The organism is Agrococcus sp. ARC_14, from assembly GCF_022436485.1.
Classification (GTDB): Bacteria; Actinomycetota; Actinomycetes; order Actinomycetales; family Microbacteriaceae; genus Agrococcus.
The window spans coordinates 79,162-104,973 of sequence record NZ_JAKUDO010000002.1 but is presented as its reverse complement, the minus strand read 5'-3'; the positions used below and the strand labels follow the sequence as shown (position 1 = coordinate 104,973).

28 protein-coding genes are annotated in these 25,812 nt (G+C 68.9%); 16 read left to right on the top strand and 12 right to left on the bottom strand.

Annotated features, from left to right (window positions below; genetic code table 11):
- The first annotated feature begins 9 nt into the window (after positions 1-9).
- Both MKD51_RS13735 and MKD51_RS13730 read left to right on the top strand, forming a co-directional pair.
- Positions 10-369 carry a metalloregulator ArsR/SmtB family transcription factor gene (locus MKD51_RS13735; RefSeq protein ID WP_240241050.1) on the top strand — a complete coding sequence of 120 codons (360 nt, stop codon included), beginning with the start codon at positions 10-12 and terminating at the stop codon, positions 367-369.
- 1 nt (position 370) lies between these two features.
- Positions 371-1,576 carry an MFS transporter gene (locus MKD51_RS13730; protein WP_346986729.1) on the top strand — a complete coding sequence of 402 codons (1,206 nt, stop codon included), beginning with the start codon at positions 371-373 and terminating at the stop codon, positions 1,574-1,576.
- Positions 1,577-1,603: 27 nt separating this feature from the next.
- Here MKD51_RS13730 and MKD51_RS13725 read toward each other — a convergent pair whose 3' ends face one another.
- Entirely contained in the window at positions 1,604-2,371 is a 768-nt protein-coding gene (locus MKD51_RS13725) for a hypothetical protein (protein WP_240241048.1), read from the bottom strand.
- Positions 2,372-2,700: 329 nt separating this feature from the next.
- Between MKD51_RS13725 and MKD51_RS13720 the strand changes: the two genes are divergently transcribed.
- Together MKD51_RS13720 and MKD51_RS13715 are read left to right on the top strand one after the other, a co-directional pair.
- A complete protein-coding gene (locus MKD51_RS13720) occupies positions 2,701-3,021 on the top strand; it encodes a hypothetical protein (RefSeq protein WP_240241047.1) in 321 nt (106 codons plus the stop codon).
- A gap of 36 nt (positions 3,022-3,057) precedes the next feature.
- Complete coding sequence (locus tag MKD51_RS13715; RefSeq protein WP_240241046.1) at positions 3,058-3,603, top strand: NYN domain-containing protein; 546 nt, start codon at positions 3,058-3,060, stop codon at positions 3,601-3,603.
- Positions 3,604-3,616: 13 nt separating this feature from the next.
- Here the strand turns inward: MKD51_RS13715 and MKD51_RS13710 are convergent, their stop codons facing one another.
- Both MKD51_RS13710 and MKD51_RS13705 read right to left on the bottom strand, forming a co-directional pair.
- Positions 3,617-4,711 carry an NAD/NADP octopine/nopaline dehydrogenase family protein gene (locus MKD51_RS13710; RefSeq protein WP_240241045.1) on the bottom strand — a complete coding sequence of 365 codons (1,095 nt, stop codon included), beginning with the start codon at positions 4,709-4,711 and terminating at the stop codon, positions 3,617-3,619.
- A gap of 59 nt (positions 4,712-4,770) precedes the next feature.
- The gene (locus MKD51_RS13705; RefSeq protein ID WP_240241044.1) at positions 4,771-6,360 is read right to left on the bottom strand and encodes an AbgT family transporter; all 1,590 of its coding nucleotides are present in this window, start codon (positions 6,358-6,360) and stop codon (positions 4,771-4,773) included.
- A 157-nt stretch (positions 6,361-6,517) separates the two neighbouring features.
- Between MKD51_RS13705 and MKD51_RS13700 the strand changes: the two genes are divergently transcribed.
- Positions 6,518-7,180, top strand: a complete 663-nt coding sequence (locus MKD51_RS13700) for a GntR family transcriptional regulator (protein ID WP_240241043.1) — start codon at positions 6,518-6,520, stop codon at positions 7,178-7,180.
- 55 nt (positions 7,181-7,235) lie between these two features.
- Here the strand turns inward: MKD51_RS13700 and ald are convergent, their stop codons facing one another.
- A complete protein-coding gene (ald, locus tag MKD51_RS13695; protein ID WP_240241042.1) occupies positions 7,236-8,336 on the bottom strand; it encodes an alanine dehydrogenase in 1,101 nt (366 codons plus the stop codon).
- Positions 8,337-8,478: 142 nt separating this feature from the next.
- Here ald and MKD51_RS13690 point away from each other — a divergent pair, with 142 nt between their 5' ends.
- Complete coding sequence (locus MKD51_RS13690; protein ID WP_240241041.1) at positions 8,479-8,961, top strand: Lrp/AsnC family transcriptional regulator; 483 nt, start codon at positions 8,479-8,481, stop codon at positions 8,959-8,961.
- Positions 8,962-8,970: 9 nt separating this feature from the next.
- Here the strand turns inward: MKD51_RS13690 and MKD51_RS13685 are convergent, their stop codons facing one another.
- Positions 8,971-9,909, bottom strand: a complete 939-nt coding sequence (locus MKD51_RS13685) for an SDR family oxidoreductase (RefSeq protein WP_240241040.1) — start codon at positions 9,907-9,909, stop codon at positions 8,971-8,973.
- Positions 9,910-10,094: 185 nt separating this feature from the next.
- On the opposite strand from MKD51_RS13685, the gene MKD51_RS13680 reads away from it, so the two are divergent.
- A complete protein-coding gene (locus tag MKD51_RS13680; protein WP_240241039.1) occupies positions 10,095-10,475 on the top strand; it encodes an MmcQ/YjbR family DNA-binding protein in 381 nt (126 codons plus the stop codon).
- 53 nt (positions 10,476-10,528) lie between these two features.
- Here MKD51_RS13680 and MKD51_RS13675 read toward each other — a convergent pair whose 3' ends face one another.
- The 4 genes from MKD51_RS13675 to MKD51_RS13660 are packed head-to-tail and all read right to left on the bottom strand — an operon-like array spanning position 10,529 to position 14,380.
- A complete protein-coding gene (locus MKD51_RS13675) occupies positions 10,529-11,725 on the bottom strand; it encodes an alpha-hydroxy acid oxidase (RefSeq protein ID WP_240241038.1) in 1,197 nt (398 codons plus the stop codon).
- Positions 11,726-11,743: 18 nt separating this feature from the next.
- The gene (locus MKD51_RS13670; protein ID WP_277604022.1) at positions 11,744-12,505 is read right to left on the bottom strand and encodes an amino acid ABC transporter ATP-binding protein; all 762 of its coding nucleotides are present in this window, start codon (positions 12,503-12,505) and stop codon (positions 11,744-11,746) included.
- Positions 12,502-13,455: an amino acid ABC transporter permease gene (locus MKD51_RS13665; protein ID WP_240241037.1), complete on the bottom strand. Its 954-nt coding sequence runs from the start codon at positions 13,453-13,455 to the stop codon at positions 12,502-12,504. Before MKD51_RS13665 ends, MKD51_RS13670 begins: the two co-directional genes overlap by 4 nt.
- A 13-nt stretch (positions 13,456-13,468) precedes the next feature.
- Positions 13,469-14,380, bottom strand: coding sequence for a transporter substrate-binding domain-containing protein (locus MKD51_RS13660; RefSeq protein WP_240241036.1), 912 nt, complete (start codon positions 14,378-14,380; stop codon positions 13,469-13,471).
- 108 nt (positions 14,381-14,488) lie between these two features.
- On the opposite strand from MKD51_RS13660, the gene MKD51_RS13655 reads away from it, so the two are divergent.
- From MKD51_RS13655 to MKD51_RS13625, 7 genes are all read left to right on the top strand, one after another.
- On the top strand, positions 14,489-16,105 hold the full coding sequence (locus MKD51_RS13655) for a helix-turn-helix domain-containing protein (protein WP_240241035.1): 1,617 nt from the start codon (positions 14,489-14,491) through the stop codon (positions 16,103-16,105).
- A gap of 216 nt (positions 16,106-16,321) precedes the next feature.
- Positions 16,322-17,050, top strand: coding sequence for an amino acid ABC transporter ATP-binding protein (locus MKD51_RS13650; protein ID WP_240241034.1), 729 nt, complete (start codon positions 16,322-16,324; stop codon positions 17,048-17,050).
- Positions 17,051-17,139: 89 nt separating this feature from the next.
- Complete coding sequence (locus tag MKD51_RS13645) at positions 17,140-17,898, top strand: transporter substrate-binding domain-containing protein (protein WP_240241033.1); 759 nt, start codon at positions 17,140-17,142, stop codon at positions 17,896-17,898.
- A 13-nt stretch (positions 17,899-17,911) separates the two neighbouring features.
- Positions 17,912-18,664 carry an amino acid ABC transporter permease gene (locus MKD51_RS13640; protein ID WP_240241032.1) on the top strand — a complete coding sequence of 251 codons (753 nt, stop codon included), beginning with the start codon at positions 17,912-17,914 and terminating at the stop codon, positions 18,662-18,664.
- The gene (locus MKD51_RS13635; RefSeq protein WP_240241031.1) at positions 18,661-19,308 is read left to right on the top strand and encodes an amino acid ABC transporter permease; all 648 of its coding nucleotides are present in this window, start codon (positions 18,661-18,663) and stop codon (positions 19,306-19,308) included. The genes MKD51_RS13640 and MKD51_RS13635 overlap by 4 nt, the downstream gene beginning before the upstream one ends.
- 32 nt (positions 19,309-19,340) lie before the next feature.
- A complete protein-coding gene (locus MKD51_RS13630; protein ID WP_240241030.1) occupies positions 19,341-20,120 on the top strand; it encodes an FCD domain-containing protein in 780 nt (259 codons plus the stop codon).
- Between the two features lie 43 nt (positions 20,121-20,163).
- Positions 20,164-21,162, top strand: a complete 999-nt coding sequence (locus MKD51_RS13625) for an arginase family protein (RefSeq protein ID WP_240241029.1) — start codon at positions 20,164-20,166, stop codon at positions 21,160-21,162.
- Positions 21,163-21,339: 177 nt separating this feature from the next.
- Here the strand turns inward: MKD51_RS13625 and MKD51_RS13620 are convergent, their stop codons facing one another.
- Genes MKD51_RS13620 through MKD51_RS13610 form a run of 3 tightly spaced genes read right to left on the bottom strand, consistent with a single transcriptional unit; the run spans position 21,340 to position 23,970 of the window.
- On the bottom strand, positions 21,340-22,110 hold the full coding sequence (locus MKD51_RS13620) for an IclR family transcriptional regulator (protein ID WP_240241028.1): 771 nt from the start codon (positions 22,108-22,110) through the stop codon (positions 21,340-21,342).
- A 10-nt stretch (positions 22,111-22,120) separates the two neighbouring features.
- Entirely contained in the window at positions 22,121-23,560 is a 1,440-nt protein-coding gene (locus tag MKD51_RS13615; RefSeq protein WP_240241027.1) for an MFS transporter, read from the bottom strand.
- Positions 23,557-23,970, bottom strand: a complete 414-nt coding sequence (locus MKD51_RS13610) for a cupin domain-containing protein (protein WP_240241026.1) — start codon at positions 23,968-23,970, stop codon at positions 23,557-23,559. Before MKD51_RS13610 ends, MKD51_RS13615 begins: the two co-directional genes overlap by 4 nt.
- Before the next feature lie 135 nt (positions 23,971-24,105).
- Between MKD51_RS13610 and MKD51_RS13605 the strand changes: the two genes are divergently transcribed.
- Together MKD51_RS13605 and MKD51_RS13600 are read left to right on the top strand one after the other, a co-directional pair.
- Positions 24,106-25,041, top strand: a complete 936-nt coding sequence (locus MKD51_RS13605) for a DUF6282 family protein (protein WP_240241025.1) — start codon at positions 24,106-24,108, stop codon at positions 25,039-25,041.
- Positions 25,041-25,799, top strand: a complete 759-nt coding sequence (locus MKD51_RS13600) for an aldolase/citrate lyase family protein (protein ID WP_240241024.1) — start codon at positions 25,041-25,043, stop codon at positions 25,797-25,799. The genes MKD51_RS13605 and MKD51_RS13600 overlap by 1 nt, the downstream gene beginning before the upstream one ends.
- Positions 25,800-25,812: the final 13 nt, after the last annotated feature.

Here is a 25,812-nt window from a genome sequence, read left to right as displayed (position 1 = left end):
TATTTGCGTATGAACGCAAATACGCAAGCAGGAGACGAGCACGTCGAGCTCGCCGTCGAGGTCTTCACGATGCTCGCCGACGTCACGCGCGTGAAGATCCTGCTCGCGCTGCGCGAGGGCGAGCAGTCGGTCGGCGACCTCGCTGCGGCGGTGCGCAAGCCGACGCCGGGCGTCTCGCAGCACCTGGCCAAGCTGCGCCTCGCCCGGATGGTGGTGGCCCGCCACGAGGGCACACGCGTCTTCTACCGCCTCGCCGACGACCACGCGAGCGAGCTCGTCTCCGTCGCCATGCACCAGGCCGAGCACATGCTCGGCACCGCGCCCGAGCACATCCGTGTGACGCAGGAGAGCTCGACCGACCGTGCGTGACGTGCTGCGCAACCCCGCCTACGCGAAGCTGTTCAGCGCGCAGGTCGTCGCACTGCTCGGCACCGGCCTGCTGACCGTCGCGCTCGGCCTGCTCGCCTTCGACCTGGCGGGCGGGGATGCGGGGGTCGTGCTGGGCATCGCGCTCACGATCAAGATGCTCGCCTACGTGGGCGCCGGGCCGCTGCTCATCGCGGCCACCAGCCGGGTGCCGCGCAAGGCGCTGCTGATCGGCGCCGACGTCATCCGCGCCGCGATCGCCCTGCTGCTGCCGCTCGTCGGCGAGGTGTGGCAGATCTACGTGCTGATCTTCGTGCTCCAGTGCGCATCGGCGACCTTCACGCCCGCGTTCCAGGCGGTCATCCCCGAGATCCTGCCCGACGAGCGCCAGTACACGCGGGCGCTCTCGCTCTCGCGGCTCGCGTACGACCTCGAGTCGCTGCTGAGCCCCGCGCTCGCCGCTGCGCTGCTGCTGGTCATGAGCTACTCGAACCTGTTCCTCGGCACGGTCGTCGGCTTCGTGCTCTCTGCCGCGCTCGTGATCGCGACGCGGTTCCCGAGCATCGAGCCCGATCGCGGCTCGTCGTTCGTCGAGCGGCTCACGCGCGGTGCGCGGGTGTTCCTGCGACACGCAGAGCTGCGTGCCCTGCTCGCCCTGAACCTCGCCGTCGCAGCACCGACGGCGATGGTGATCGTGAACACGGTCGTGCTCGTGCAGGATCGCCTGCAGCGCCCGCAGGCGGATGTCGCGATCCTGCTCGCCGCCTACGGGGCAGGCTCGATGCTCGTCGCGCTCGCGCTGCCGCGGCTGCTCGACCGCATCCCGGAGCGCACGGTGATGCTCGCGGGAGCCGCGACGGTCTCGCTCGGGCTCGCGGGCGTGACCGCAGCGCTGTTCGCGGTGCCACCCTGGGCGCTGCTGCTGGGGCTGTGGGCTGTGCTCGGGGCGGGCAACGCGGCGATCCTCACCGCGGCGCCGCGGCTGGTGCGGCGCAATGCGTCGACGCCCGAGCGGCCGGCGGCCTTCGCGGCGCAGTTCTCGCTGTCGCACGCGTGCTTCATCCTGACCTATCCGCTGGCCGGCGCGCTCGGCGCCACCGTCGGCCTGGCCTGGGGTGCCCTGGTGCTCGCCGGCATCGCGACCGTGGCGACGATCGCCGCGACCCTCCTGTGGACGCGTCGGAGCCGCACGCTCTCCCCCACCCACTGACGCGGCGCGAGCAGGCGATCCCTGCGATCACTCCACGCGCAGCTGCACGCTCCCGCTGTCGTCGTCGGAGTAGCCGTGCACGACCACCACGATGTCCTGCGGCTGCTCGCCGCTGAGCTCGATGCTCGGGTTGCGGTCGCCGCCGCTGTCGTCGTCGCGGTAGTCGGTGTCAGTCTCGGGCAGGTAGGCCCACATCACGGTGTCGCCGTCGGCCGTCGCCGAGAGCGTCTCATCGCCGCTGGCGAGCGGCACCATGGCGATGATCGCGCCGCCGGCCTCCAGCTGCAGCTCAGCGGAGGAGCCCGGCGGCACGACGGTCGAGCCGGTGAGCACCTGCAGCTCGAAGCCGGTGCTGTCGCCGCCGAACTCGCCGACCTCGATCGTGTACTCACCCGGGTCGAGCACGGCGGCCAGCGCCGAGTCGCGGGTCTCCATCTCGAAGCCGAAGACATCGATCTCGCCGTAGGCGTCGTCGTTCTCGACGTCGACACCCGGCCCGGTGAGGTGCAGCGTGAGGTCTTCGTCGTCGGGTGAATGCGCGCCGATCACGACTGCGGATCGCTCCTCGACCTGCAGCGCGACCGCGGTGGTCGCGTCGCCGCCGACCCGCCCCTGGCGCACCTCGCCCGCGGTGGTCTCGCCCTGCACGATCGGCGCGGCCGGCGTCGCCTGCGGCAGGGGCGGGGGTCCTGGGATGCAGCCGGCGAGCGCGAGGGACGCGATCGCGGCGACGCCGACGGCACCGACCGCGCGCCGTGCCCCATCCGCTCTGCCTGTCCTGCGTGCTCCGCGCATGCTCAGCTCCCCCGCCGCACCTCTGCTGTCGGCTTGATCGTACGACCGCCGACCTGGAAGCCGGCGGCTACCCCTCGCCCAGGTCGACCTCCGGCAGCGGTACCAGCGGCAGCACTCCTCCCCTGGGGCCCTCACCTGCCGCCGAGGCCGGTCAGGGTCGAATCCGCTCAGGGCGGACTCCGCGCGGCGATTCGCACCGGTCGCGAGTGGGACAATCGTCTGTTGGAGCGCGCACTCAGCAGCGCTCCGATCCCCCTCTTCACTCCAATGCCGGAGCGTGCGCGCTCTGCCGTGCCCGCATCCGTCGCACGCACTGCAGGGAGCAGCCCATGAGCACGACGCACAGCACCGACACGACCGCCGCACCGGCCACCGAGACCACCGCCGAGACCACCGCGCCGGCGCCCGCACGCACGGGCCGTCGCTGGCCCTGGATCGTCGCGCTCGTCGTGGTCGCCGCCCTCGGCGCGACCGGCACCGGCATCGCAGCGGGCGCAGCATCGGACGCACAGGCGCAGCTCGCCGTCTCGCAGGAGCAGGTCGGCGACCTGCAGACCCGCAGCGACATCCTCGAGAGCAGCCTCAACCTCATCCGCGAGCACCGCGACCGCCTCGAGCTGCAGCTCGAGGAGCTCCAGGCCGCAGAGTAAGGCGCACGGTCATGGGGCGGCCTATAGGGTCGCCCCATGACCGACCGCACCACATACCTTCTCGTCGACGGCGAGAACATAGACGCCACGCTTGGCATCTCGGTGCTCGGTCGGCGGCCGCTGCCCGAGGAGCGACCGCGCTGGAACACGCTGCTCGAGTTCACCGAGCGGGCGTGGCAGCAGCCGGTCAAGGGCCTGTTCTTCCTGGCTGTCACGCACGAGCTGCCCGCATCGTTCGTGCAGGCTCTGCTCGCGATCGGCTACCGGCCGGTGCCGCTGCAGGGCGAGGGCAAGGTCGTCGACATCGCCATCCAGCGCACCGCGGAGGCGCTGCTGGAGCGCGACGCCGACGTCATGCTCGTCAGCCACGACGTCGACTTCGCACCCCAGATGGAGCGGCTCGCCGAGGGCGACCGCCGCGTCGGCATCGTCGGATTCAACGAGTTCATGGCCGGCGGCCTGCGCGAGGTGCCGGGCGTCGAGTTCTTCGACCTCGAGTACGACGTGGCCGCGTTCAAGAGCCGGCTGCCGCGCGTGCGCGTCATCCCGATCGACGAGTTCGACCCGCTCGAGTTCCTCTAGGCGCCGCCCGCGATCACACCGCCGCGACCGGCAGCGCGCCGGTGACGAACGCGGCCCGGATCCCCTCAGCGTCGACGCCGGTGAGCCCCAGGCTCTCAGCGGTGCGCCCATCGGCCTCCCACGCACGGCCGCACAGCACCTCGCTGATGCGCACGAACGAATCCGTCAACGGCATGGCAGAGCCGATCTGCGCGGCGATCGAGCTCCAGGTCAGCAGCCCGAAGGGGATGTCCTCGGTGAAGTAGCGGTGCTCGACCGAGTCGGGCTCTGGGAACCCCTGCCGCCCATAGCCGGCGACGATGCGCTCGACGTAGCTGCCCTCATCCACTCCGTACGACGTCTCGAGGAACGACCAGAAGCTCGGCACCTCCACGCCGAGCGCGCGGCCGAGGCCGATGCGCTCCTCATCGAGCGCGTTGATGAGCTCGCCGATCCGCTCGGTCACGAGCGTGTGCTGCGGCAGTCGCGCGGCATCCTCGACGGTCTTGAAGTTCAGGATGGCGGGAGGCACGTGATAGACGGGGTTGACGTTGGCAAGACCCACCTGCAGCGCGTCGCCGCCGTCGACGTAGCGCTCGCCGAAGAACGGCACGAGTCGCGCGAGTGCCTCCGCCGTGCGCGAGCTGGGCACGGTCGCGAGCGGCACCGCCTGCTTGATCGCGCCCACATAGACCTGAGCGGGCCCGCGCAGCCTGCAGGTATAGAGACTGGTCGCGGTCTCGGCGATGAGCGCCGGCGCGCGGCCTGCCTGCACGAACTTGCCCACGAGCTCGACTGCGCTCCCGAGCACGCCGGGCTGGAAGATGACGAGCTGCTCGGGCTCCAGCACCGTCGCGAGCGCCTCGGAGAGGTAGGGATGGGCGAAGGCCGGCGCGGCGACGACCACGACGTCGGCGCCTCCGGTCGCGGCCGCGAGGTCGGTCGTGAGCAGTGCGGGCATCGCCGAGCCCTCGACGTCGCCGGAGAGCTCGATGCCTTCACGCTGCTCGATTGCCGCGTAGTCGCGCTCCCAGCGCGAGAAGACGCGCACGTCGTGCCCCTCGAGCGTCATGTGACCGGCGATGGCCTGGCCGACGTTGCCGGCTCCGATGATTGCGATGCTCCCCACGGGGGCTCCTTTCGATGACCCGTGCGGCTGCCGCGCGGGAGTGAGTGGTCGGGTCGCGATCAGCGGATCGGGACGCCCGGGCCGAGCGGGATGCCCAGCGCGTACCAGAGCAGGAAGAGCGCCGTCCATGTGATCAGCACCACGACGGCGATCGGGATCGTGAACGACAGCAGCGTGCCGATGCCCGCGCCCTTGCGGAACTGCTGCACGAAGCCGAGCGCGAGCACGAAGTAGCCGTTGAGCGGCGTGATGCAGTTCGTCACGGAGTCGCCGATCATGAACGCGACCATCGCCGACTCCGGAGCGATCCCGACGTACATGACGAGCGGGATGATGACGGGCGCCAAGATCGACCACATCGCCGAGCCGCTCGTGATCAGCATGTTGAGGATGCAGATCGCGAAGAGGATGACGAGCAGCACCACCAGGTGGGGCGCCTCGAGCGAGCGCAGCAGGCCTGCGCCGTTGACGCTGACGACCGAGCCGATGTTGGTCCAGGTGAAGTAGGCCAGGAACTGCGAGACGACGAAGAACAGCACGAGCACGGGGGCGAGCGAGCGCACGCCCTCCGCCATCGCGGGCGGCACGTCGCTGAAGCTGGGGATGGCGCCGGTGATGCGGCCGTAGGTGATGCCCAGCAGCGTGAAGATCACCGCGATGAAGATGGCGATGTACTTCACGACGTAGGAGTCGATCAGCCCGCCCTCTGCACCCAGGAAGGGCGAACCGGGCAGCAGCATGAGCGCCATGACGACGGCGCATGCCGCGAACACGCCGCCGGCGGCGAGCAGCGCCCGCGTCTCGACCTTCGACAGCGTGATGGAGCGCACCGTCGTCGCCGATGTCGCACCCTCGGTGTTGAACAGGCGATCCGAGACGACGAAGTCAGCCTCAAGCTGCTCTGCTGAGAAGTCGCTGCGGCGCGCCAGCACTCGGTCGACGAAGATCGCGATCGCGGCGGCGAGCACCACCGAGGAGGTCGCCGTGAAGAAGTAGGTGGCGACCGGCGTGATGAGGTACTCGGCGTCCACGATCTGCGCGGCCGCCGTCGACAGCGACGAACGGATGGCGTCGGCCGGCGTGACGAGCGGGCTCGCGTTGAACCCGACGGCCGTCGCCGCATAGGCGACCATGAGCCCGAGCACCGGGCTGCGACCGGCGGCGCGGAAGGCGAGCGCGCCGAGCGGGATCATGACGAGGTAGGCGGAGTCGCTCATGACGTGCGCGATCATCGCGCTGAACGCGATGGAGAAGGTCAGCAGCCGCACGGGAAGGCGGCCGACCGTGATGCGCAGCAGGGCGGTGAGCAGCCCGCTGCGCTCGGCGACGCTCACGCCCAGCAGCACGACGACGACCATCGCCAGCGGCGGGAAGGTCGAGTAGTTCGTCAGCGCGCTCTCGATCGCGAACTGCGCGCCCTCGACGGACAGGAGGTTGTTGACGGCGACCGTCTCGCCCGTCGACGGCAGCGTCACCGAGACGCGGTTCGCGGCCAGGATCGCGCTGACCGCTCCGAGGATCGCGATCAGGATCACGAAGAGCCAGAAGGGATGCGGCAGCTTGTTGCCCGCGCGTTCGATCGCGCTCAGCGCGCGGTAGAACCGATTCGGCGGCGCGTCCTGTGCCACCACGTCCGATGTCGTCGTCATGCTGGGCCCGATCTCTCGAAGGCGATCCTCGGCGCCTCGCTCCGATGCGAGACTGCCGCCAACTCAAACATCCTGCTGGAGTCACCGTGATATTTCAGTCAGACGTTAGAGTGATCTCGACGCCAAGTCAAGTATCGCGGCGAGACGGGAGGTCAGCATGGAGGGTGCGCCCTCGATGGTCGAGCAGGCCTACCAGGCGCTCAAGCAAGACATCGTGCAATGCCGGCTGCGACCCGGCGAGGTGATCGTCGACGCGCGGCTGGCCGCGACCTACGGCATGAGCAAGACGCCCATCCGTCAAGCCATCAACCTCCTCGATCGCGAGGGGCTGATCGTCGTCGTGCCGCGCAAGGGCACCTTCGTGAAGTCGGTCGACTTCACCGAGGTGCAGGACATCTACCGCCTCCGCGCCCTGGTGGAGCCGGAGGCCGCGGTGCTCGCATCCCGGCGCGCCACCAAGGAGGAGCTCGACAGCCTCGAGACGCTGAGCGCGGCGACCGTCGACCCCGACGCCGACAGCTCCGTGCGCAACGCGGCCAACCGCATCCTGCACGTGCGCGTCGCTGAGCTTGCGCGCGTGCCGATCCTGCTGCGTACGATCACGGCGCTCAACGAAGAGATCGAGCGGTTCCTCAACCTGCGCAAGGAGCTCGGCCGGCCCTACTCGGCGGTCAACCACGGGCGACTGGTCGACGCGATCCGCGGCGGTGACGAAGCAGCGATCCGCGAGGTCACGACCTCAGGCATCGAACGGGCACGGATGCACATGCTCGAGTCGATGCTCGAGGGCGGCGCGTTCGAAGGCGCTCGCGCCTCATAGTCGCCACCAGCAACCGCAGCCGATTCGATCAGCTGCGCGTTGGCCGCGCGCTGCGTCAGGCCGTGACGAGCTCCATCCCGAACGCCTGCGCGACCGCCGCGTTGACGACCCGTCCGTCCTGCACGTTCAGCCCCTTCGCGAGCGCTGCGTCCTCGGCCGCCGCGCGCTCCCAGCCCTTGTCGGCCACGGCCGCCACGTAGGGCAGGGTCGCGTTCGTGAGCGCGCGCGTCGAGGTCTCGGGCACGGCACCCGGCATGTTGGCGACGCAGTAGAAGACGGTGTCGTGCACCGGGAAGGTGGGGTTGTCGTGCGTGGTCGGGCGCGAGCCCTCGAAGCATCCTCCCTGGTCGATCGCGATGTCGACGAGCACGGCACCCGGCTTCATCGCGGCGATCATCTCGTCGGTGACGAGCTTGGGTGCGGCGGCGCCCGGGATGAGCACCGAGCCGATCACGAGGTCGGCGTCGGCGAGCTCCTCGGCGATGTCGAGTCGCGTCGAGACGCGGGTGCGCAGGCTCGTGCCGTAGCGCCGCTGCAGGTCGCGCAGGCGCGGCAGCGAGAGGTCGATGACGGTGACGTCGGCGCCCATGCCGATGGCGTTGGCGAGCGCGTGCTCGCCCGCGACGCCGCCGCCGATGACGACGACGCGTGCGGCGGGCGTGCCGGCGACTCCGCCGAGCAGCGTGCCGCGGCCGCCCTGAGCGCGCAGCAGCGCGTGCGCGCCGACCGCGATCGAGAGGCGGCCGGCGACCTCGCTCATGGGCGAGAGCAGCGGCAGCGAGCGGTCGGGCAGCTGCACCGTCTCGTAGGCGATCGCGGTCGTGCCCGCGGCGACGAGCGCGTCGGTGAGCGGCCGATCGGCGGCCAGGTGCAGGTAGGTGAAGAGCGTCTGGTCGGCGCGCAGGTGCCCGTACTCGCTGGCGATCGGCTCCTTCACCTTGACGACCATGTCGGCGCCGTCCCACACCTCGGCGGCGGTGCCGACGATGGTCGCGCCCGCCGCGCGGAACGCCTCGTCGTCGATGCGCGAGCCGAGGCCCGCGCCGGCCTGCACGAGCACGTCATGGCCGCGTCCGACAAGCGTGTCGACGCCCGCCGGGGTCATGCCGACGCGGTTCTCGTTGTTCTTGATCTCGGTGGGGATGCCGATGCGCATGGGGTCTCCTTCGACGTGCGGATGCTCGACGACGATTGTCGACGTTCATTCGGTCTGTGGATGGTTCCGCTGCAGCATCTTCGGTAGATTGGCGATCAGCCGACGATCATCACCCCATCGGGCGGCCTTGGGAGGGAGTGCGATGAACGATCTTCGGGAGCGCGAGCTCGACGATGTCGACCTGGCCCTGCTCGCAGGCCTCGCCGTGGATGCGCGCATGACCAACGCGCAGCTGGCCGCGCGCGCCGGCGTCGCCCCCTCCACAGCGCACGTGCGGCTGCGCTCGCTCGAGGGCCGCGGCATCGTGCGTGGCTATCACGCGAGCGTCGACCAGGCGCGGCTCGGCCGCGGCCTGCAGGCGATGATCGGCGTCACCCTGCGCGCGGGCTCGCGGCAGGAGTCGATCGAGCGCTTCGCAGCCGAGATCGGCGTGCTGCCGCAGGTGATCGAGCTGTTCTTCCTGTCGGGCTCCGACGACTTCCAGATCCACGTGGCCGTCGCCGATTCCTCAGAGCTGCGCGAGTTCGTCGTGCGCCACCTCTCGGCACAGCAGACCGTCGCTTCCACCCGCACCAGCGTGATCTTCGCGTACCAGCGCAACGCGGTGGCGGCATCCTTCGAGTGAGGCCCCTCGCTACGGCGTCGGCATGCCGCCGTTCACATTGAGCGTCTCGCCGATGACGTAGCTCGACTCCGACGAGGCGAGGAAGACATAGGCGGGCGCGAGCTCTGTCGGCTGCCCGGCGCGGCCCCGCGGCGTCGACTGCCCGAACTTCGGCAGCTCTTCCTTCCGCTGGCCGCCGGAGGGCTGCAGCGGGGTCCAGATCGGCCCCGGCGCGACGGCGTTCACGCGGATGCCCTTGGGAGCGAGCTGCTGGCCCATGCTCTTGGTGAAGTTGTTGATCGCCGCCTTGGTCGACGCATAGTCGACCAGCACCTCCGGCGCCATGTAGGCCACGATCGACGTCGTGTTGATGATGCTGGAGCCGGGCTGGAGGTGCTGCAGCGCCGCCTTCGTGATGCGGAACATCGCGAAGACGTTCACCTCGTAGGTCTGCACCAGCTGCTCGTCGGGCAGCTCTTCGAGGCTCTTCTGCGCGATCTGCTTGCCGGCGTTGTTCACCAGGATGTCGAGCCCGCCCAGGCCCTGCACCGCATCCGTCACCAGAGACTCGCAGAACGCCTTGTCGGTGAGGTCGCCCGGCAGCAGCACGGCGGTGCGGCCGGCCTCCTCGACGATGCGCTTGATCTCCTGCGCGTCAGGCTCCTCCACCGGGAGGTAGTTGATGGCGACGTCGGCGCCCTCCTTCGCGAAGGCGATCGCCACAGCGGCGCCGATGCCGGAGTCGGCGCCGGTGATGAGCGCCCTGCGCCCTTCGAGCCGGCCGGTGCCGCGATAGGAGAACTCGCCGCGGTCGCTCTTCGGCTCCAGCTTCGCGTCGAGGCCCGGCTCGGGCTGCTGCAGCTCGGGCGGCGCGATCACGGGATACCGGGTGACGGGGTTCTGGAAGCTCAGCTGGTCGGTGCTCTCGCGGTGCGCGTCGTCGGCGTTCGCGGTGCTCTGGTCGGTCATGTCCACTCCTCACATCGTGCGGTTGGGGTAGCCACGCTAGCGACCGAGCGGCTCGTGCGAAACCGGCTGCTTGACTGGCGCTGCTGCACTCGTGACGAGGCCGGCGCTCCGTGTGATCGGATGGTTCCGCCACTCAGGCCCGAGAGCCTCGGATGCCGCAAGGGCCGACAGCAGGAGGAGGACGGATGCACGGCGAAGCGTTGCAGGATCGTGCGCGGCAGCGCGCCGACGAGCTGCCCAGTGCGGGCTGGGAGCAGCCGTTCGGACCGGAGTGGGACGTCTGCAAGGTGCGCGGCAAGGTCTTCATGCTCATGACGATCCGTGGCGGTGAGCCGATCGTGACGCTCAAGGCGGATCCCGAGGAGGCGAGGGCGCTGCAGAGCGAGCACGCCGACATCACGCCGGGATATCACATGAACAAGCGGCACTGGATCACGCTGCATCCGGGTGGCTCCCTCACCACAGCGCTCGTCGACGAGCTCGTGACGGAGTCGTATCGGCTCGTCGTGGAGAAGCTGCCGCGCGCGCAGCGACCCATCGATCCCGCCACCTTCGGGCTGGAGTAGGCCAGGACTTCGCCCGCGGCGACCTCGTGACGCCACCTCACCCGCGTGCCCGGTCAGCCGGCCGTGTCACGTCCCGCAGGTGAGGGTTCGCGGAGCGGCGCGGTGGGCTTCTCGACCGGCCGTCGTCGCCCAGCCAGCTCCGGGATCCCCGTCGCCGCCACGAACCCCATCGCCGTCTCGAGCTCGTCGGCCAGGATCTCGAACACGCGGGCGACGCCGTCGCGGCCGCCGGCCGACAGACCATAGGCGAACGGTCGCCCGGCGCCCACCAGGTCGGCACCCGCCGCGAGCGCTGCGACGACGTCCGACCCGCGGCGCACCCCGCCGTCGACGACGATCGCGGCACGACCGTTGACGGCCTCCGCGATCGCCGGCAGCACATCGAGCGTGCTCGGCTGTGCGTCGAACTGGCGGCCGCCGTGATTCGAGACGTACACGCCGTCGGCGCCGTGGTCGAGCGCGATCTGGGCGTCCTCGGGTGTCATGATCCCCTTGACGAGCAGCTGACCGTCCCACTTGCGTCGCAGCGCAGCCACGTCGTCCCAGGACGCCCGACGGTTGTTGTTGTCGCCCATCCACCGAGCCATCTCGCCCATGCGGATCGGTCGGCCGTCGATGCTGTACGTGCCGTAGGTCATCTTCCGGCCCGTCAGCCAGCGCGCGACCCATCCAGGGTGCATCGAAACGTCGACCACGTCGCGGAGCGGCGGCTTCGGCGGCATCGACGTGCCGTGCCGAAGATCGCGCTCGCGCTTGCTCGACAGCGTCACGTCACCGGCGACGACGATGGTCTCCACCCCGAGGTTGTGCGCCCGGGACAGATGCTCGTCGGTGTGGTCCTGGGTCTTCCAGAACGCGATCTGCTCCCAGAGCCTGCCCTCGGCTGCGGCGTGCGCCTCCTCGATGGAGACACCCGACCACGGGCTGTGGACGAAGAGGCTGCCCGCACTCGCTGCTGCGGCCGCAACCGCGACGTCTGCGGCCGGGTGGCACACGGTGAGCATCCCCATCGGCGAGACGATGATGGGCGTCGCGAACTCCTGACCGAGCACCCGGGTCGCCGTCGAGATCTCCGCAAGATCGACGAGGATCCGCTGCTGCAACGAGACCGCCGCGAACGCGTCGCGGTTGCGTCCCAGCGTGCGCTCATCGAGCGCGCCGCCCTCGACGAAGTCGTAGACCATCTTGGGCAGGCGCCGGCGCGCACGCCGCTGCACCTCGTCCACACTGAACATCGACTGAATGGCCAATGCCGTCTCCTTGTATCTCTAGTCCAAGACCCGGGCCAGGAAGCTGCGGGTGCGTTCCTGCTGCGGATTGCCGAGCACATCCTCTGGCGGGCCGGACTCCACCACGACCCCGGCATCCATGAAGACCACCTGATCGGCGACCTCGCGGGCGAAGGCCAGCTCGTGCGTCACCACCAGCATCGTCATGCCCTCGGCCGCAAGCGCCCGCATCACCGTGAGCACCTCGCCGACGAGCTCGGGATCCAGCGCCGACGTCGGCTCATCGAAGAGCAGCAGCTTCGGCTTCATCGCGAGCGCGCGGGCGATCGCGACCCGCTGCTGCTGACCGCCGGAGAGCTCCTGCGGGTAGGCGTCGCGGCGGTCGCCGAGGCCGACGCGCTCCAGCAGCACCATGGCCTCCTGCGTCACCTCGGCGACGGGGCGGCGCAGCACCTGCACCGGCCCCTCGATGATGTTCTCGATCGCGGTGCGGTGCGGGAAGAGGTTGAAGCGCTGGAACACCATGCCGGTGAGCCGCCGTGAGCGGGCGATCGCGGATGGCCGCGCCGCGTGCAGTCGGCCACGACGACGCTCGGCTCCCACCATCTCGCCGTCGACGAGCACGATGCCCGCGTCGATCGTCTCCAGCTGGTTGACGCACCGCAGCAGCGTCGTCTTGCCCGACCCGGAGGGGCCGAGGAGGCAGGTGACCGAGCCCTCCGGCACCGAGAGCGAGATGTCCTTGAGCACCTCTGTGCCGTGGAACGCCTTGCGCAGCCCGCGGATCTCCACCATGTTCATGTGCGCACCGCATCCGTCGTGTCCTGGGCTCTCGGCACCTTCGCGCGCCGCTGCCTCCTGGGCTGGAACCCCTTGCCGTAGCGGGCCTCGAGCAGGCCCTGGAGCCCGGTGAGCACCGACGTCATCGCGAGGTACCAGACGCACGCGACCAGCAGCAGCGGGATGGTCTGGTAGTTCAGCGCATAGATGATCTGCGCGGAGTAGAGCAGGTCGGAGATCGCGAGCACGCTGACGAGCGAGGTGCCCTTCAGCATCGAGATCACCTGGTTGCCCGTCGGCGGGATCACGATGCGCATCGCCTGCGGCAGCACGACCCGACGCATCAGCTTCGACTCCGTCATGCCGACGGCACGGCCGGCATCCTTCTGCCCCTCGTCGACCGACTGGATCCCGCTGCGGATGATCTCGGCCATGTAGGCGGCCTCGTTCAGCGCGAGCCCGAGCAGTGCGGCGCCCAGCGGCGTGATGAGCACGTTCGCCTCGCCGATCACGATGCTCGGGCCGCCGAAGGGCAGTCCGAGGGCGATCACCGGGTAGAGCGCCGCGATGTTGTACCAGAAGATGAGCTGTACGAGCAGCGGGGTCCCCCGGAAGAACCAGATGAACGCGCGGGCGACCGCCGAGTACGTCGGGTTCTTCGCGAGCCGCATGATCGCGAGCACGACCCCGAGCAGGATGCCGGCGGTCATCGACACGACGGTGAGCAGGATGGTCAGGCCGACGCCCACGAGGATCTGCGGGTTGAAGAGGTACTCGAGCACGGTGCCCCAGCCGAACCGCTCATTCGTGATGACGTCCCAGAGCGCGCCGACCACGATCACGATCACCGCGATGGCACCCAGGATCGACCAGATGCGGGGCCTCGGGATGATCTCCAGGGAGTCGAGCGTCGACTGCAGCTGCGTCGGCGTGCCCACCTCGTCGACGGCGCCGGCCTTGGATCTCTGCATGTTGCGTGCCCCTCTACTGCGGGAAGTTGATGCGCGCCTCTTCGAGGGCCATCGCTTCCAGCCCGTAGGACCCCAGCACCTCGAGGTACTCGGGGCTCTCGATGATCGCCGCCATCGCCGCACCGACCGCGTCGATCAGCCCGCTCGCCTTCGGCACGCCGATCCCCACCGGGGAGACGTCGAGCTCGCCGGCGACCTCGATGTCTGGGTTCTGCAGCGCCGCGTAGCTGAGGATCGGGCCGTCGGCGTAGACCGCGTCGCTCCGGCCGCTGCCGAGCGAGCTGATGGCCTGGCGCGTGTCCTGGAACTGCTGGATCTCGAGCGGCTCGCCGCCCGCCTCTGCACAGGCTTCGTTGAGCGCGGGGATCTTCACCGTGAGCTGGTAGGAGCCCGTCAGCACGCCGACCCTCGCCCCGCAGAGCGCATCCACGTCGACCTCGGCGGGGTTCCCGGCTGCCACGACCAGTGCGCTGCCCATGTCGACGTAGTCGACGAAGTCGAGCTGCTCCATGCGCTCCTCGGTGGGCGTCATGGATGACACGGTCATGTCGAAGCGGTCGGCCGCGAGCCCCGGGATGATCGAGTCGAAGTTGCTCACGACCACCTCGAGCTCCAGGCCGAGCGCGCCGGCGACGAGGGCTGCCATGTCGGGGTTGAGCCCCGTCATCTCCTCCGTGCCCTCCCGATAGAACTGGGTGGGCGGCTCGTTGGTCGGGATCGCGACCCGCAGCACGCCAGCCTCGCTGATCGCGTCGGGCAGCAGGTCTGCCGCAGCCTGCACGACGGCGATGCTCCCGGCGTCCGACGTCGGTTGCTCGCCAGCCTCCGGCTCCGCGTCTGCGGCGGCGCACGAGGTCAGCGCGAGTCCGGCGATCACGGTGAGGGCGATTCCGGGGAACACCCGGGTGCGAGTTGTCAGGTGCATCATTGCTCTCCTTGAAAACATGTGGTCGGACTCAGCGTCCTCTCCGCAACCAAGGAAAGACATGGAGTAGTGTCCAGACCACCGGGCGGATCGCTGGAGGACTGCACAATGGGACCGCACGCTGATGCTGGCAATGCGCGTGTGATCGGCGACGTGATCGAGTCGCTCGACGGGATCCTCACGGTCGCGTCCCCCACGGCGTCGTTGCACGATCGGACGTTCCTCGGAAGCGTCTTCGTCGAGACGGGTGCCCAGGAGCGCCACTACGCCGATCGACTGGTGCTCGCGCCAGACCTGGATCCGGAAGCGCAGGGCTTCGATGCGCAGATGCGCGAGCTCATGCAGCGTGACGCGGCCGGCGTCATCATCAGGCGCCCCGAGAAAGCGTTGGCGAACATCGCGCCCGAACTCGCTGAGCGACTGATCCTGCTCGACGACGGTGCCGATTGGGCCGACACTGCCCAGTCGATCCGGGCGCTGTCCTCCGGAAGCTCCAGCCTCGTGGCGAGCGGGATCCAGCAGGGTGACCTGTTCTCGCTGGCGAACACCCTGGCGTCGCTCGCCGGCGACGCGGTCAGCCTCGTCGACACGGCCGGGCGCATCGTCGGCTACTCCACGCATCCTGATCAGCCGCTCGATGCGCTTCGCCGCAAGACCACGCTGTCGCTGCGGGAGGCGATGCACCCGGACTCCGATGAGGAGTTCCAGCAGCTGGCGGCCGCAACCGGCTCCCTGGAGTTTCCGGGTCACGGCTCTCGGTATGGACGCGTGGCGGTCTCCGTCAGAGCCGCCGGCGAGATCCTCGGCACCGTATGGATCGTCCAGTCCGAGCCGAGCCGCACGCCTGAGACGCAGCGGTTCCTCGACTCGGTCGTCCCGCTCGTCGCGCACCACATGCTGCGGGCGCGCCAGACGGCCCAGGCCGACGAGCGGCGCAGCACCGACCTGCTGCGGGCTCTGGTCGACGACGCGAAGAGCCTCCGAGCCGCCGCCGCGCGGCTCGGCCTCAACCCCGGCGCGATGCACACGGTGGTGTGCTTCCGTGTCGTCGGCGAATCCAGTGCCAACCCGGTGCTCGACGCGCAGCAGCTCGTGCACCGCACCGCCACGACGGCGAAGGCACAGTTCGCATGGTCGCACTGCGCGATCCTCGACGGCCTGACCGTCGCCCTGATCGGCAGCGCTGACGTCGTGCAGATCCGCCAGTTCGCCGAGCGCGTCACGCTGGCTTCCGTAGGCGGCGTGGTCGCCGGAATCGGCAGGATCGCCGACACCCACACTCAGATTCCCCGCTCCTACCGAGACGCCGCACGCATCAGCCACATGCTTGCGGCAGCGCGCACGGAAGTCGGCGCAGACCCGGACTCAGGCGCGAATGCAGCTCGCGCGGTGGCGGATTACGCCGAGACGCAGGCGGAGCTCCGAGTCACCCGGCTCGTCGAGATGCTCGACGATCCAGAGCTGCTCGAGGGCGATGACGCCGAGCGCATCCTGGCGCACGACCGCGACAACCAGAGCCAGCTCGCGCCGACACTGCTGGCGTTCCTCAACCACCAGGGCAGCGTGCGAAAGGTCGCCGCCGCGCTGCACGTGCACCAGAACACGGTGCGGTACCGGCTCGACTCGATCCAGACGGAGCTCGGCATCGATCTGGATCATGCGGCGACGCGGCTGTGGCTGTGGCTCCGGCTGCTCGGGGATGCGCACGCGTCTGACAATCCGTGAAGCGCCAGCGTCCACTCGACGAGCGTGCGGCGGTTACTCCGACGTCGTTTGCCCCGCCGTGCTGTAGTCCCGCCGGCCGCCCGAGTCATGTCACAATTGACATGTTTAGAGGTAGTTGACATGCTCTGTCAGTAGTGGTGTACTCGTCGCGGCGTGAATGGCACGCCGAGATGCGCCTCCTCGCAACGGAGCGGCGGCGCGGGACGGAGGTCAACGATGATCCGGTTCGACGATGTGAACAAGTGGTTCGGTGAGTATCAGGCGCTGCGCGACATCAACTTCGAGATCGACGCCGGCGAGGTGGTCGTCATCCTCGGCCCTTCGGGCTCGGGCAAGAGCACCTTGCTGCGCACCATCAACGGGCTCGACACGGTCTCCAGTGGGACGCTCACCGTGGACGGCGTCGAGGTGAGCTCGCCGAAGGTCAACCTGAACGCGCTCCGTGCCGAGATCGGCTTCGTGTTCCAGCAGTTCAATCTGTACCCGCACATGACGGTGCTCGAGAACATCACGCTCGCCCCGATCAAGCTGAAGCGCATGACGAAGGACGAGGCCACAGCGCGCGGCGCGCAGCTGCTGCATCGAGTTGGGATCCCCGAGCAGGCCGACAAGTACCCCGCGCAGCTCTCCGGTGGGCAGCAGCAGCGCGTCGCCATCGCGCGCGGCTTGGTGATGAAGCCGAAGATGATGCTCTTCGACGAGCCGACGAGCGCACTCGATCCGGAGATGATCAAGGAAGTGCTCGACGTCATGGCCGACCTGGCCGCGGGCGGCATGACCATGGCGGTCGTCACGCACGAGATGAACTTCGCGAAGCGCGTGGCCGATTGCATCGTGTTCATGGACGCCGGTGAGATCATCGAGATCCGAAAGCCGGAGGAGTTCTTCGCCGACCCGCAGCACGAGCGCAGCAAGGACTTCCTGTCGAAGGTGCTGGCCGTCTGATGGTCGCCAGGAAGACATCCCGGCGCGGCCGAGTCATTGCTCGCGTCGCGGCGGCCTCGATCGCGGTGGCGATGACGGCTGGATGCTCGGTGAGCGACGAACCCACCGACTCGCTCACCGAGGCGCTTGCCGACGGGGTCCTGAGCGTCGGCGTGAAGTACGACACCAGACCATTCGGCTTCATCCCGGAGGGCGCGTTCGAGGTCGCTGGATTCGACGTCGACCTCGCCCGTGCCGTCGGCGAGCAGCTCGGGGTGCGAGTGGAGTTCGTGCAGGTCAACTCCCAGAACCGTATCCTGAACCTCAACAGCGGCAAGGTCGACGTGCTCATGGCGTCGATGCTGCGGACCGACGCCCGCGACGAGATGATCGACTTCTCCACCGTCTACTTCTCCGACGGGCAGTCGCTGCTGGTGCCCGCGGACTCCGAGCTGACAGGCATCGAGGACCTCGGACCCGAGACGACCGTCGCGACCGTGCAGGGCACCCCTGAGGAAGCGGTGCTGCTCGAGCACGCGCCGGACGGGGTGCACACGGTCACCTACCAGTCGTGGCCCGACGCGCTGCAGTCGCTCTACCGCGGAGAGGCGCAGGCGGTCACGACGACCGTCGGCATCCTCTATGGGCTGCAGCAGTCGTCCAATGCGGCCGGGCGCCCGATGGAGATCGTCGGCGAGCCCTTCGCTGACGGACCAATCGCGGCCGGCTTCCGAGAGGGCGATGACGAGCTCATCCAGGCTTTCGACGATGCACTGCTCGAGCTGCAGGAGACCGGCACATACGAAGACATCTATCTGCGCTGGTGGAGCGACGCGCTCCCTGACGTGTACGAGATCGAAGCGCGTTAGGAGGCGATGCGACATGGGTAATTGGGATTCTGTGCTCACCCAGCCTGGGCTGGGCATGCTCTGGGATGGGCTGCTTGTCACGCTGCAGCTGGCGTTCTACGCGATCGTGCTTTCGACGGTGCTCGGCATGCTCATCGCCCTCGGGCGCGTGACCCAGGGTCGCCGCACAGCACCGCTGCGCTGGCTGCTGACGGCTTACGTGGAGTTCTTCCGCAACGTGCCGCTCGTCGTGCAGCTGGTGTTCTGGGGCTTCGCGGTCTTCAGCGTCGAGGTCGTGCGGGGATTCTTCGCCCCGTTGAACGCCATCTACCCGAACGCGTTCATCGCCGGCGTGCTCGGCCTCACGATCTACACCTCCGCATACATCGCCGAGGTGTTCCGAAGCGGTCTGCAGTCCATCCCCAAGGGACAGATGGAGGCCGCACGCGCGTCGGGTCTGAGCTACTGGGGCGCGATGTTCAACGTGATCATCCCCCAGATGCTCCGCACCACGGTCGGCGCCCTCGGCAATCAGTGGATCGGCGCGACGAAGAACACCTCCATCGTGCTGTTCCTCGGCGTCGCCGACCTCGTGTTCCAGGCACAGGAGATCGAGGCTGCGACGTTCCGTGGCGTGCAGGCGTTCACTGCAGTCGCGCTCATCTTCGTGGTCATCTGCCTCTCCGAGTCGTTCCTGCTCGCGCAGCTCGAGCGCCGGCTCGGCAAGAAGCGCGGCAAGCCGACCACACCGCTCACCGTGACGCAAGTGATCAGGACGCAAGCATGAACTTCGACGTGATCTTCAGCAACCTGCCGTTCATGCTGAGCGGACTCGGCCTGTCGCTCGGGCTGGCCGCGGTCTCGATCGTCGGCAGCTTCCTGCTCGGCGTGCTCTTCGCCGCCGGCCGGATCTCGACGCGCCCCTACCTGCGCTACCCATCGATCGCCTACATCGAGCTGGTGCGCAGCATCCCGCTCATCATTTTCATCCTCTACATCTTCTTCGGGCTCGCGGGCCTGGGCATCAACGTCGACCCGTTCTGGTCTGCAGCACTCGCGCTCACCATCTTCGCGAGCGCCTACGTGGCAGAGGTCATCCGTGCAGGCATCCTCGGCATCAAGCCCGGGCAGATGGAAGCGGCGAGGGCGAGCGGCCTGAGCTACTTCCAGGCGATGCGGCTGGTGGTGCTGCCTCAGGCGGTGCGCAGCATGTCGCCAGCGCTGGTCTCCGAGTTCATCAAGCTGGTCAAGGACAGCTCGCTCGCTGCCGTCGTCGGAGTCTTCGAGTTCTTCAACCGCGTCAACCTGGTGAACTCCCGGGAGCTCACCGAGCCGTTCATGCTCTTCGGCTTCGCAGCGCTCGTGTACTTCGTCCTCAACTTCTCGCTGAGCCAGGCTGCCCGCAGGATGGAGCTGCGCGCCGATGTCTAGCGGTGCAAAGACGACCAAGGAGTCGAACGACCATGGATGAACAGCGTGAGGCCGATCGCGACGACCTGATCCGACTGCTGGGTCGCGCACGCAGGCCGATGTCGATCACCGACGTCTGCGAGCGCTTGGATGCCGAGGGGCTCGACTACTCGTCGCAGTCCACGCTGGCTCGCCGGCTGAAGCAGCTCGAGCGCGACGGCCTGTGCTTCCAGGCCGGCCGCGAGGGCCGCATCCTCAGCCCCGAGGGCACCGCCCGATACCGGCAGCTCGAAGAGGGTGCCACGAGGAGCGATCTGCTCACGCAGGTGCAGTCGATCTCGACCTCCGAGGGCCTCGAGCAGCTGCTCAGGATCCGACGCGCGGTCGAGCCGGAGGCGGCCCGCGAGTTCGCGGAGTCGGCGACCGACGAGCAGATCGAGGAGCTGCGCGCGACGCAGGCGCTCTACCGAGAGGCGGTCGCACCGGCGGGCCCGCACCCGCGCGGCGCGGCGCTGGGCTTCCATCGCCACCTGGCCACGGCATCCAACAACCCGTTCGTCCTGCTGGTGCTGAACGAGGCGCTGCACGAGCGGACGGGAAGGATCGAGGCCGCGATGGATGTGGTGCTGCAGCAGCAGCGCACGCACGAGTCGAGCGTGCACTTCCACGACGACATCATCGACGCGATCGTGCGCCGCGATCCCGTGGCCGCCGAGGAGTCGATGCGAGCCCATCTGGACACGCTGCTGGCCGAGATCGAGCAGTTGAAGCCCGGACGCGATCTCGACCTGCTCGACAGCATCCTCGAGTGGTCGCTCACCCCCGACGACTGACCGTCGACGTTCTCGACATCCCCCATCTCCCGAGAGGAACCCCATGCAGAGCAATGAGCCCCAGCACGTCGACCGACTGAACCTCCCCTTCGTCGGCATCCCCTCCTACATGCGCTCGCCTATCGTGCAAGACCTGAGCAAACTCGACGCTGATCTCGCAGTGCTCGGCATCCCGTCCGACGAGGGCTCCCCCTGGTACCCGGGCGCCCGGTTCGCGCCCCGGCAGATGCGGGAGATGTCGGTGCGCTACGCGGGCTACGGCAAGATGCAGGGTCGAGCCGGCTACTACGACATCGAGACCGACCAGCGATACCTCGAGTTCGAGATGGGCAACGAGCGCATCGCCGACTGCGGCGACGTCGACATCATCTACACGAACCTCGAGGCGACCTATGGGAACATCACGGATTCGGTGAGCCAGATCCTCGAGGCCGACGCCATCCCGCTCGTCATGGGCGGCGACCATGCGGTGAGCTACGGTGTCGCACGGGCGTACCAGGAGCCGATCACGATCGTGCACTTCGACGCGCACCTCGACTACCGCCCGTTCTTCCACGGTGCCGAGTACGGCAACGGCAGCCCGATGCTGAAGATCGGCCAGCTGCCGAACGTGACCAAGATGGTGCAGGTTGGCGCACGCGGGCTGCGCGCGAGCCTCGACGACCTCAACCGCGCGCGCGACAACGGCAATCACGTCGTCACGATGGCGGACTACCGCCGCGAGGGCGCGCAGAGCATCCTTGACTCCATCCCCGAGCACGGTCGCGTCTACATCAGCGTCGACATCGACATCCTCGACCTGCCGCTGGTGCCGGGATGCGCGTCTGCGGAGGCGGACGGCCTCACTTACAACGAGCTGCGCCAGATCATCTTCGCCATCGTCGCGAACCACGAGCTCGCCGGGTTCGACGTCGTCGAGATCAACCCGATGCTCGACGTCCGCTCGAACAACACATCGCTGCTCGGCACGCAACTGATCATCGAGTCGGCTGGACGCGCCGTGATGAACGAGTCGTACCTCAAGCGCAAGGGACGGGCCTGACGCCAGGCGCCTGACTGCCTGGGCTGCGGCGGACGAGGAGAAGGGCGGGAACACTCGATGTGCTCTCGCCCGCGCGCTGACCAGCGGCCGACGACGATGCGGATCGGTGGTCATGTCACGATCGACGGGCACGTTGCCGATCCCGTGGCGGGCAGCGCCACCTGGTTGCAGGAGCGACTATCCGCTGAACCCCAGCTGCGCCGACAACCGCGCCGCCGTCGCCTGCAGCTCGGCCGCGAGCGCCTCGCGCGCGTCGCCCTCGAGCACCGAGCTCGCCGCCACCAGCGCCACCGTCGCGGCGACCTGCCCCGAGCTGTCGAAGGCCGGCACCGCGATCGCGGCGACTCCCGGCAGCACCGAGGCGCTCGTCGCATAGCCGCGCGTGCGTGCCTCCTCCACGAGGCCGGGCACCCGCTCGCGCTGCGCGTCGGTCGCGCGCCGAAGCACCCGCTCGACGGTGGGCTGCTCGCGCAGGTGCGCGAGGAAGGCGATGCCCTGCGCAGAGTCGGCTTGCAGCGGCGCCCCGATGCGCACCGTCATGTTCACGGACTTGCCGCGCGGCTCCTCGCACAGCACCGCGACGGCGTTGGTGCCCGTCCAGATGCCGAGCACTGCGGTCTCCCCCGTCGCCTCGGCGAGCTCCTGCAGCAGCGGCCGGCCGAGGTCGACGACGCGGTTGCTCGCGAGCATCGCCGCGCCCAACCCGGCCAGCAGCGGCCCGAGCCGGTACGCGCCATCCCCCACCCGCGCCAGGAATCCCTCGGCCGCGAGCGACTGCAGGTAGCGATGCGCGGAGGTGCGCCCGATCTCGAGCTCCGCCGCCACCTCGTTGATGCGCAGCTCGGTGTGCTCGGCGTCGAGCATCCGCAGGATCTGCGCCGCGCGCGAGACCACCTGCAGGCCACCAGCGTCGGGCTTGCCGGCGTCGGCCCTGGCAGTGTCGCTCACAGGCTTCAGCCTACGTGCGCGCGGGCTGGGCAGCCTTGCCCACCACGTCGTCGGCCGCGGCGCCCAGGTCGACGCCCTTCGTCTCCGGTCCCCAGAGGGCACCGACGATGAGGCAGATGCCACCGACCACGAGCAGCACCGTGGGCGCGAGCTCCATCGGCATGAACGCCGAGAGGCCGGTCGTGTAGAAGGCGTAGAACGACGGGATGATGAGCGCGAGCGAGTAGCCGACGCCATAGCCGGTGGCTCGGATCGACACCGGGAAGCGCTCCGACATGTAGGCGCCGATGGCTCCGAACGCGGGCACGCCGAGCAGCGCGATGAGCGCCACCACCCCGGTCACCGCCCAGAACGACGTGACGACGCCGGATGCGAAGAGCACGTAGAGCGGGATGGTCAAGAACGACGCGATTCCACACCAGACGAAGAACGCGCGTCGGCCGATGCGCTGCGAGAGCATGCCGAACAGCGGGTAGGCCACGCACACCGTGAGGAACGCGAGGATCATCGCGATCGACGTCTCGGTGGGCGTGAGACCCGTGGTGCCCGAGATGGTCGGCGGCAGGATGACGATCGCCGCGTTCGACGAGAACCAGACGCCCGTCATGAGCAGGAAGGCCTGCAGCAGCGGCGTGCGGTGCGCGCCGGTGAGCAGCTCCTTGAGCGGGTTCGGGCGCTTCTTCGTGGTGTCGGCCTTCGCGAGCGCCGCGGTCTTCTGCCACTCGGCCGACTCCTCGACGGTGCGCGAGTAGTAGATCGCGAACGCGATCGAGATGACAGCACCGACGACGAAGGCGATGCGCCAGCCCCACTGCGAGTATGCGGAGGAGGGGTCGCCCGCGGGCGCGAACTGCAGCACCACGAGCGTGAGCGCCGAGATGGCGACATACGACGCCGGGAAGCCGAATGCGTTGAGCCCCGCGTTGCGGCCGCGGTGGTTGGGGTTGGAGTGCTCCATCGCGAGCGGCACGGCGCCGGTGTACTCGCCGCCCAGGAAGATGCCGTCGATGAAGCGCAGCACGATCAGCAGCACGACGCCCAGCAGACCCACCTGCTCATAGCCGGGCAGCAGAGCGATGAGGCCTGTCCCCACGCCTGCACCGGCGACGGCGATGACCGTGGCCTTCTTGCGGCCGATGCTGTCGCCCAGCCAGCCGAAGATGATCGAGCCGATCGGTCGGGCGATGAGCGTGGATGCGAAGATCAGGCCCGCGAGGATGGCGCGGGTTCCCGCATCCATGTCGGCGGGCATGAAGAACACCATCGCCGGGGCCAGCGCGATCACCGGCAGGTAGATGTCGAACATGTCGATGAAGAAGCCGACGGATGCGCCGGTGACGGAGCGACGCTCCTCCTTGGAGGCCTTCTCGTATCGCACCGGACCGTTCTTCACGGGCCCATTCTTCACCTGGTCGTGCCCGCTCGGGCCGGCCAGGACATCCGCGGTCATGCCGCACCGCCGATGGAGAGCGGCCGGCCGGCGACGAGGTCGTCGACCCAGACGGTCAGATGCGCGTAGTCGGCGCGCGGCGGCACGAAGATGTCGATGTTGATGCACGGGCCCTTCGTGACCTCGATGTAGTGCTCCTTCGTGCGGGGCACGAGCAGCAGGTCGCGCGGGCCGACCTTGTGGGCGACGCCGTCGACCCAGTAGTCGGCCTCGCCGTCGAGGATGAACACGAGCTGGTCGAAGTCGTCGTGCGAGTGCGGGCGCACCTCGAGCCCCTGCTCGACGGTGTTCCAGACGATCATGACCTCGTCGCTGGCGTAGGCCTTGCGGGTGATGCCGCGGCGGGCCACCTCGTCGGGGATGTCGTCGAAGTTGACCACCCGCGAGTAGAGCTGCTCGTTGCGAGCCATGCGATCTCCTTTGATCTGTCGTCCTGCTCGTGTTCCGCATATCGGAACGCCTTGTGCGTAGTGCGGGATGAGCGTACCATCATGCGGACGACGCCTGTCAAGAGACCGGACTCCCGACTGAGAGGAGCAGCGACGATGCTGCAGCCCGCCGACCACCAGACCATCGCCATCGACGACACCGAGGTGGCAGCGATCCTGCAGGGCGCCGTCGACCTGCACGTGCACCCGAGCCCCTCACCGTTCCCGCGCAGGCTGCCGATCGCCGAGGCCGCATGGCAGGCGCATGAGGCGGGCTTCCGCGCGATCCTCACAAAGAGCCACCACCACTCGATGGTCACCGACATCCGCGCCGCATCCGAAGCGTTGGGCGGCCTCCCGATCCCGGTGTTCTCGGGCGTCGCGCTCAACAACTACGTGGGCGGCCTCAACCCCTACGCGGCAGAGCTCGCGCTCGCGCAGGGCGGTCGCATGGTGTGGTTCCCCACCATCTCGAGCCGCGCGCACATCTGCGTGCACGAGGAGGAGGGCGAGAACCTGAAGTTCCCGACCAACAACCTGGGGCTCCGTCACACGACCGAGATCGGCATCCTCGACGCGGATGGGCGCCTCAAGCCCGAGGTCGAGGACATCCTCGAGGTCATCAAGACGCACGACGCGGTGATGAGCTGCGGCCATCTCGAGCCCGACCAGATCGACGTGCTGGTACCGCGAGCGGCCGAGGTGGGTGTGACGCGCATCCTCGTGAACCACCCGAACTTCGTCATCCAGGCCGACCCCGAGCGGGCGCGCCGCTGGGTGGACGCCGGCGCCGTGATCGAGCACTCGATCTGCCAGTACGACGAGCGCTCGGGCTTCTTCCAGCCCGACTGGGGCATCCCCACCCTGCTGCGCTTCATCGAGGCTGCGGGCATCGACAACACGCTGCTGGGCAGCGACCTGGGCCAGAAGAACAACCCCTACCCGGTCGAGGCCTACGCCACGATCGTGCGTGGCCTGCTCGACGCCGGGCTGCCAGCCGATGACGTGCGCAAGCTCGTCAACGCCAACCCCGCGAACCTGCTGGGGCTGTGATGGCTGCGGTCTCGACGCACGCGCTCTCGCTGCGCTCGCTGCTCGACGCCGGCCCGGTCGTCGGCACGTTCCTGAAGATCCCGCGCTTCGAGGTGGTCGACCTGCTGGCGATCGCAGGCTTCGACTTCGTCGTCTGCGACTACGAGCACGCCCAGATGACCATCGGCGACGCGACCGACATCGTGCGCGCAGGCGTCGGCCGCGGCCTGCCCGTGGTCGTGCGGGTGCCGTCGCTCGATCGCGGCGAGATCAACCGTCTCCTCGAAGCGGGCGCCGCAGGCATCCAGCTCGCACGAGGGTCGGCGGATGCGTCGGCCGGCCTCCGCACGCTCGTCTCGTACCCGCCGCTCGGCTCCCGCTCGGTCTCGCTCGGCCAGCCCGCCGCGAACTACGGCATCGGCGTGACGCTCGCCGAGCACTTCGAGCGCTCGAACCGCGAGACGCTCGCCGTCGGCCAGTTCGAGACCGCTGACTACGCCGACGGGATCGACGAAGCGATGGCAGCGCTCGATGTCGCCTTCATCGGCCCGGTCGACCTCTCGGTCGACCTCGGCACCCCAGGCGACCTCAACTCGGCGCCGATGCAGGAGGCGACGGCAGCGATCGAAGCAGCGGCCGCCAAGGCTGGCAAGCCGATGGGCGTCTTCACCGGCACGGCGGATGCGGCAACCGCCGCCCGCGCGAAGGGCTACCGCTACATCGTGACCGGCAGCGACCTCTCGATGCTGTCGGCAGGGGCGCGAGCTCACGTCGGGTAGGTTTCCGACCCGA

Coding starts and splice junctions, on each gene's coding strand:
- MKD51_RS13735 (WP_240241050.1), top strand. CDS start 10: ATGAACGCAAATACGCAAGCAGGAGACGAGCACGTCGAGCTCGCCGTC.
- MKD51_RS13725 (WP_240241048.1), bottom strand. CDS start 2,371: ATGCGCGGAGCACGCAGGACAGGCAGAGCGGATGGGGCACGGCGCGCG.
- MKD51_RS13720 (WP_240241047.1), top strand. CDS start 2,701: ATGAGCACGACGCACAGCACCGACACGACCGCCGCACCGGCCACCGAG.
- MKD51_RS13715 (WP_240241046.1), top strand. CDS start 3,058: ATGACCGACCGCACCACATACCTTCTCGTCGACGGCGAGAACATAGAC.
- MKD51_RS13705 (WP_240241044.1), bottom strand. CDS start 6,360: ATGACGACGACATCGGACGTGGTGGCACAGGACGCGCCGCCGAATCGG.
- MKD51_RS13700 (WP_240241043.1), top strand. CDS start 6,518: ATGGAGGGTGCGCCCTCGATGGTCGAGCAGGCCTACCAGGCGCTCAAG.
- ald (WP_240241042.1), bottom strand. CDS start 8,336: ATGCGCATCGGCATCCCCACCGAGATCAAGAACAACGAGAACCGCGTC.
- MKD51_RS13690 (WP_240241041.1), top strand. CDS start 8,479: ATGAACGATCTTCGGGAGCGCGAGCTCGACGATGTCGACCTGGCCCTG.
- MKD51_RS13685 (WP_240241040.1), bottom strand. CDS start 9,909: ATGACCGACCAGAGCACCGCGAACGCCGACGACGCGCACCGCGAGAGC.
- MKD51_RS13680 (WP_240241039.1), top strand. CDS start 10,095: ATGCACGGCGAAGCGTTGCAGGATCGTGCGCGGCAGCGCGCCGACGAG.
- MKD51_RS13670 (WP_277604022.1), bottom strand. CDS start 12,505: ATGAACATGGTGGAGATCCGCGGGCTGCGCAAGGCGTTCCACGGCACA.
- MKD51_RS13665 (WP_240241037.1), bottom strand. CDS start 13,455: ATGCAGAGATCCAAGGCCGGCGCCGTCGACGAGGTGGGCACGCCGACG.
- MKD51_RS13660 (WP_240241036.1), bottom strand. CDS start 14,380: ATGCACCTGACAACTCGCACCCGGGTGTTCCCCGGAATCGCCCTCACC.
- MKD51_RS13655 (WP_240241035.1), top strand. CDS start 14,489: ATGGGACCGCACGCTGATGCTGGCAATGCGCGTGTGATCGGCGACGTG.
- MKD51_RS13650 (WP_240241034.1), top strand. CDS start 16,322: ATGATCCGGTTCGACGATGTGAACAAGTGGTTCGGTGAGTATCAGGCG.
- MKD51_RS13640 (WP_240241032.1), top strand. CDS start 17,912: ATGGGTAATTGGGATTCTGTGCTCACCCAGCCTGGGCTGGGCATGCTC.
- MKD51_RS13635 (WP_240241031.1), top strand. CDS start 18,661: ATGAACTTCGACGTGATCTTCAGCAACCTGCCGTTCATGCTGAGCGGA.
- MKD51_RS13630 (WP_240241030.1), top strand. CDS start 19,341: ATGGATGAACAGCGTGAGGCCGATCGCGACGACCTGATCCGACTGCTG.
- MKD51_RS13625 (WP_240241029.1), top strand. CDS start 20,164: ATGCAGAGCAATGAGCCCCAGCACGTCGACCGACTGAACCTCCCCTTC.
- MKD51_RS13615 (WP_240241027.1), bottom strand. CDS start 23,560: ATGACCGCGGATGTCCTGGCCGGCCCGAGCGGGCACGACCAGGTGAAG.
- MKD51_RS13610 (WP_240241026.1), bottom strand. CDS start 23,970: ATGGCTCGCAACGAGCAGCTCTACTCGCGGGTGGTCAACTTCGACGAC.
- MKD51_RS13605 (WP_240241025.1), top strand. CDS start 24,106: ATGCTGCAGCCCGCCGACCACCAGACCATCGCCATCGACGACACCGAG.
- MKD51_RS13600 (WP_240241024.1), top strand. CDS start 25,041: ATGGCTGCGGTCTCGACGCACGCGCTCTCGCTGCGCTCGCTGCTCGAC.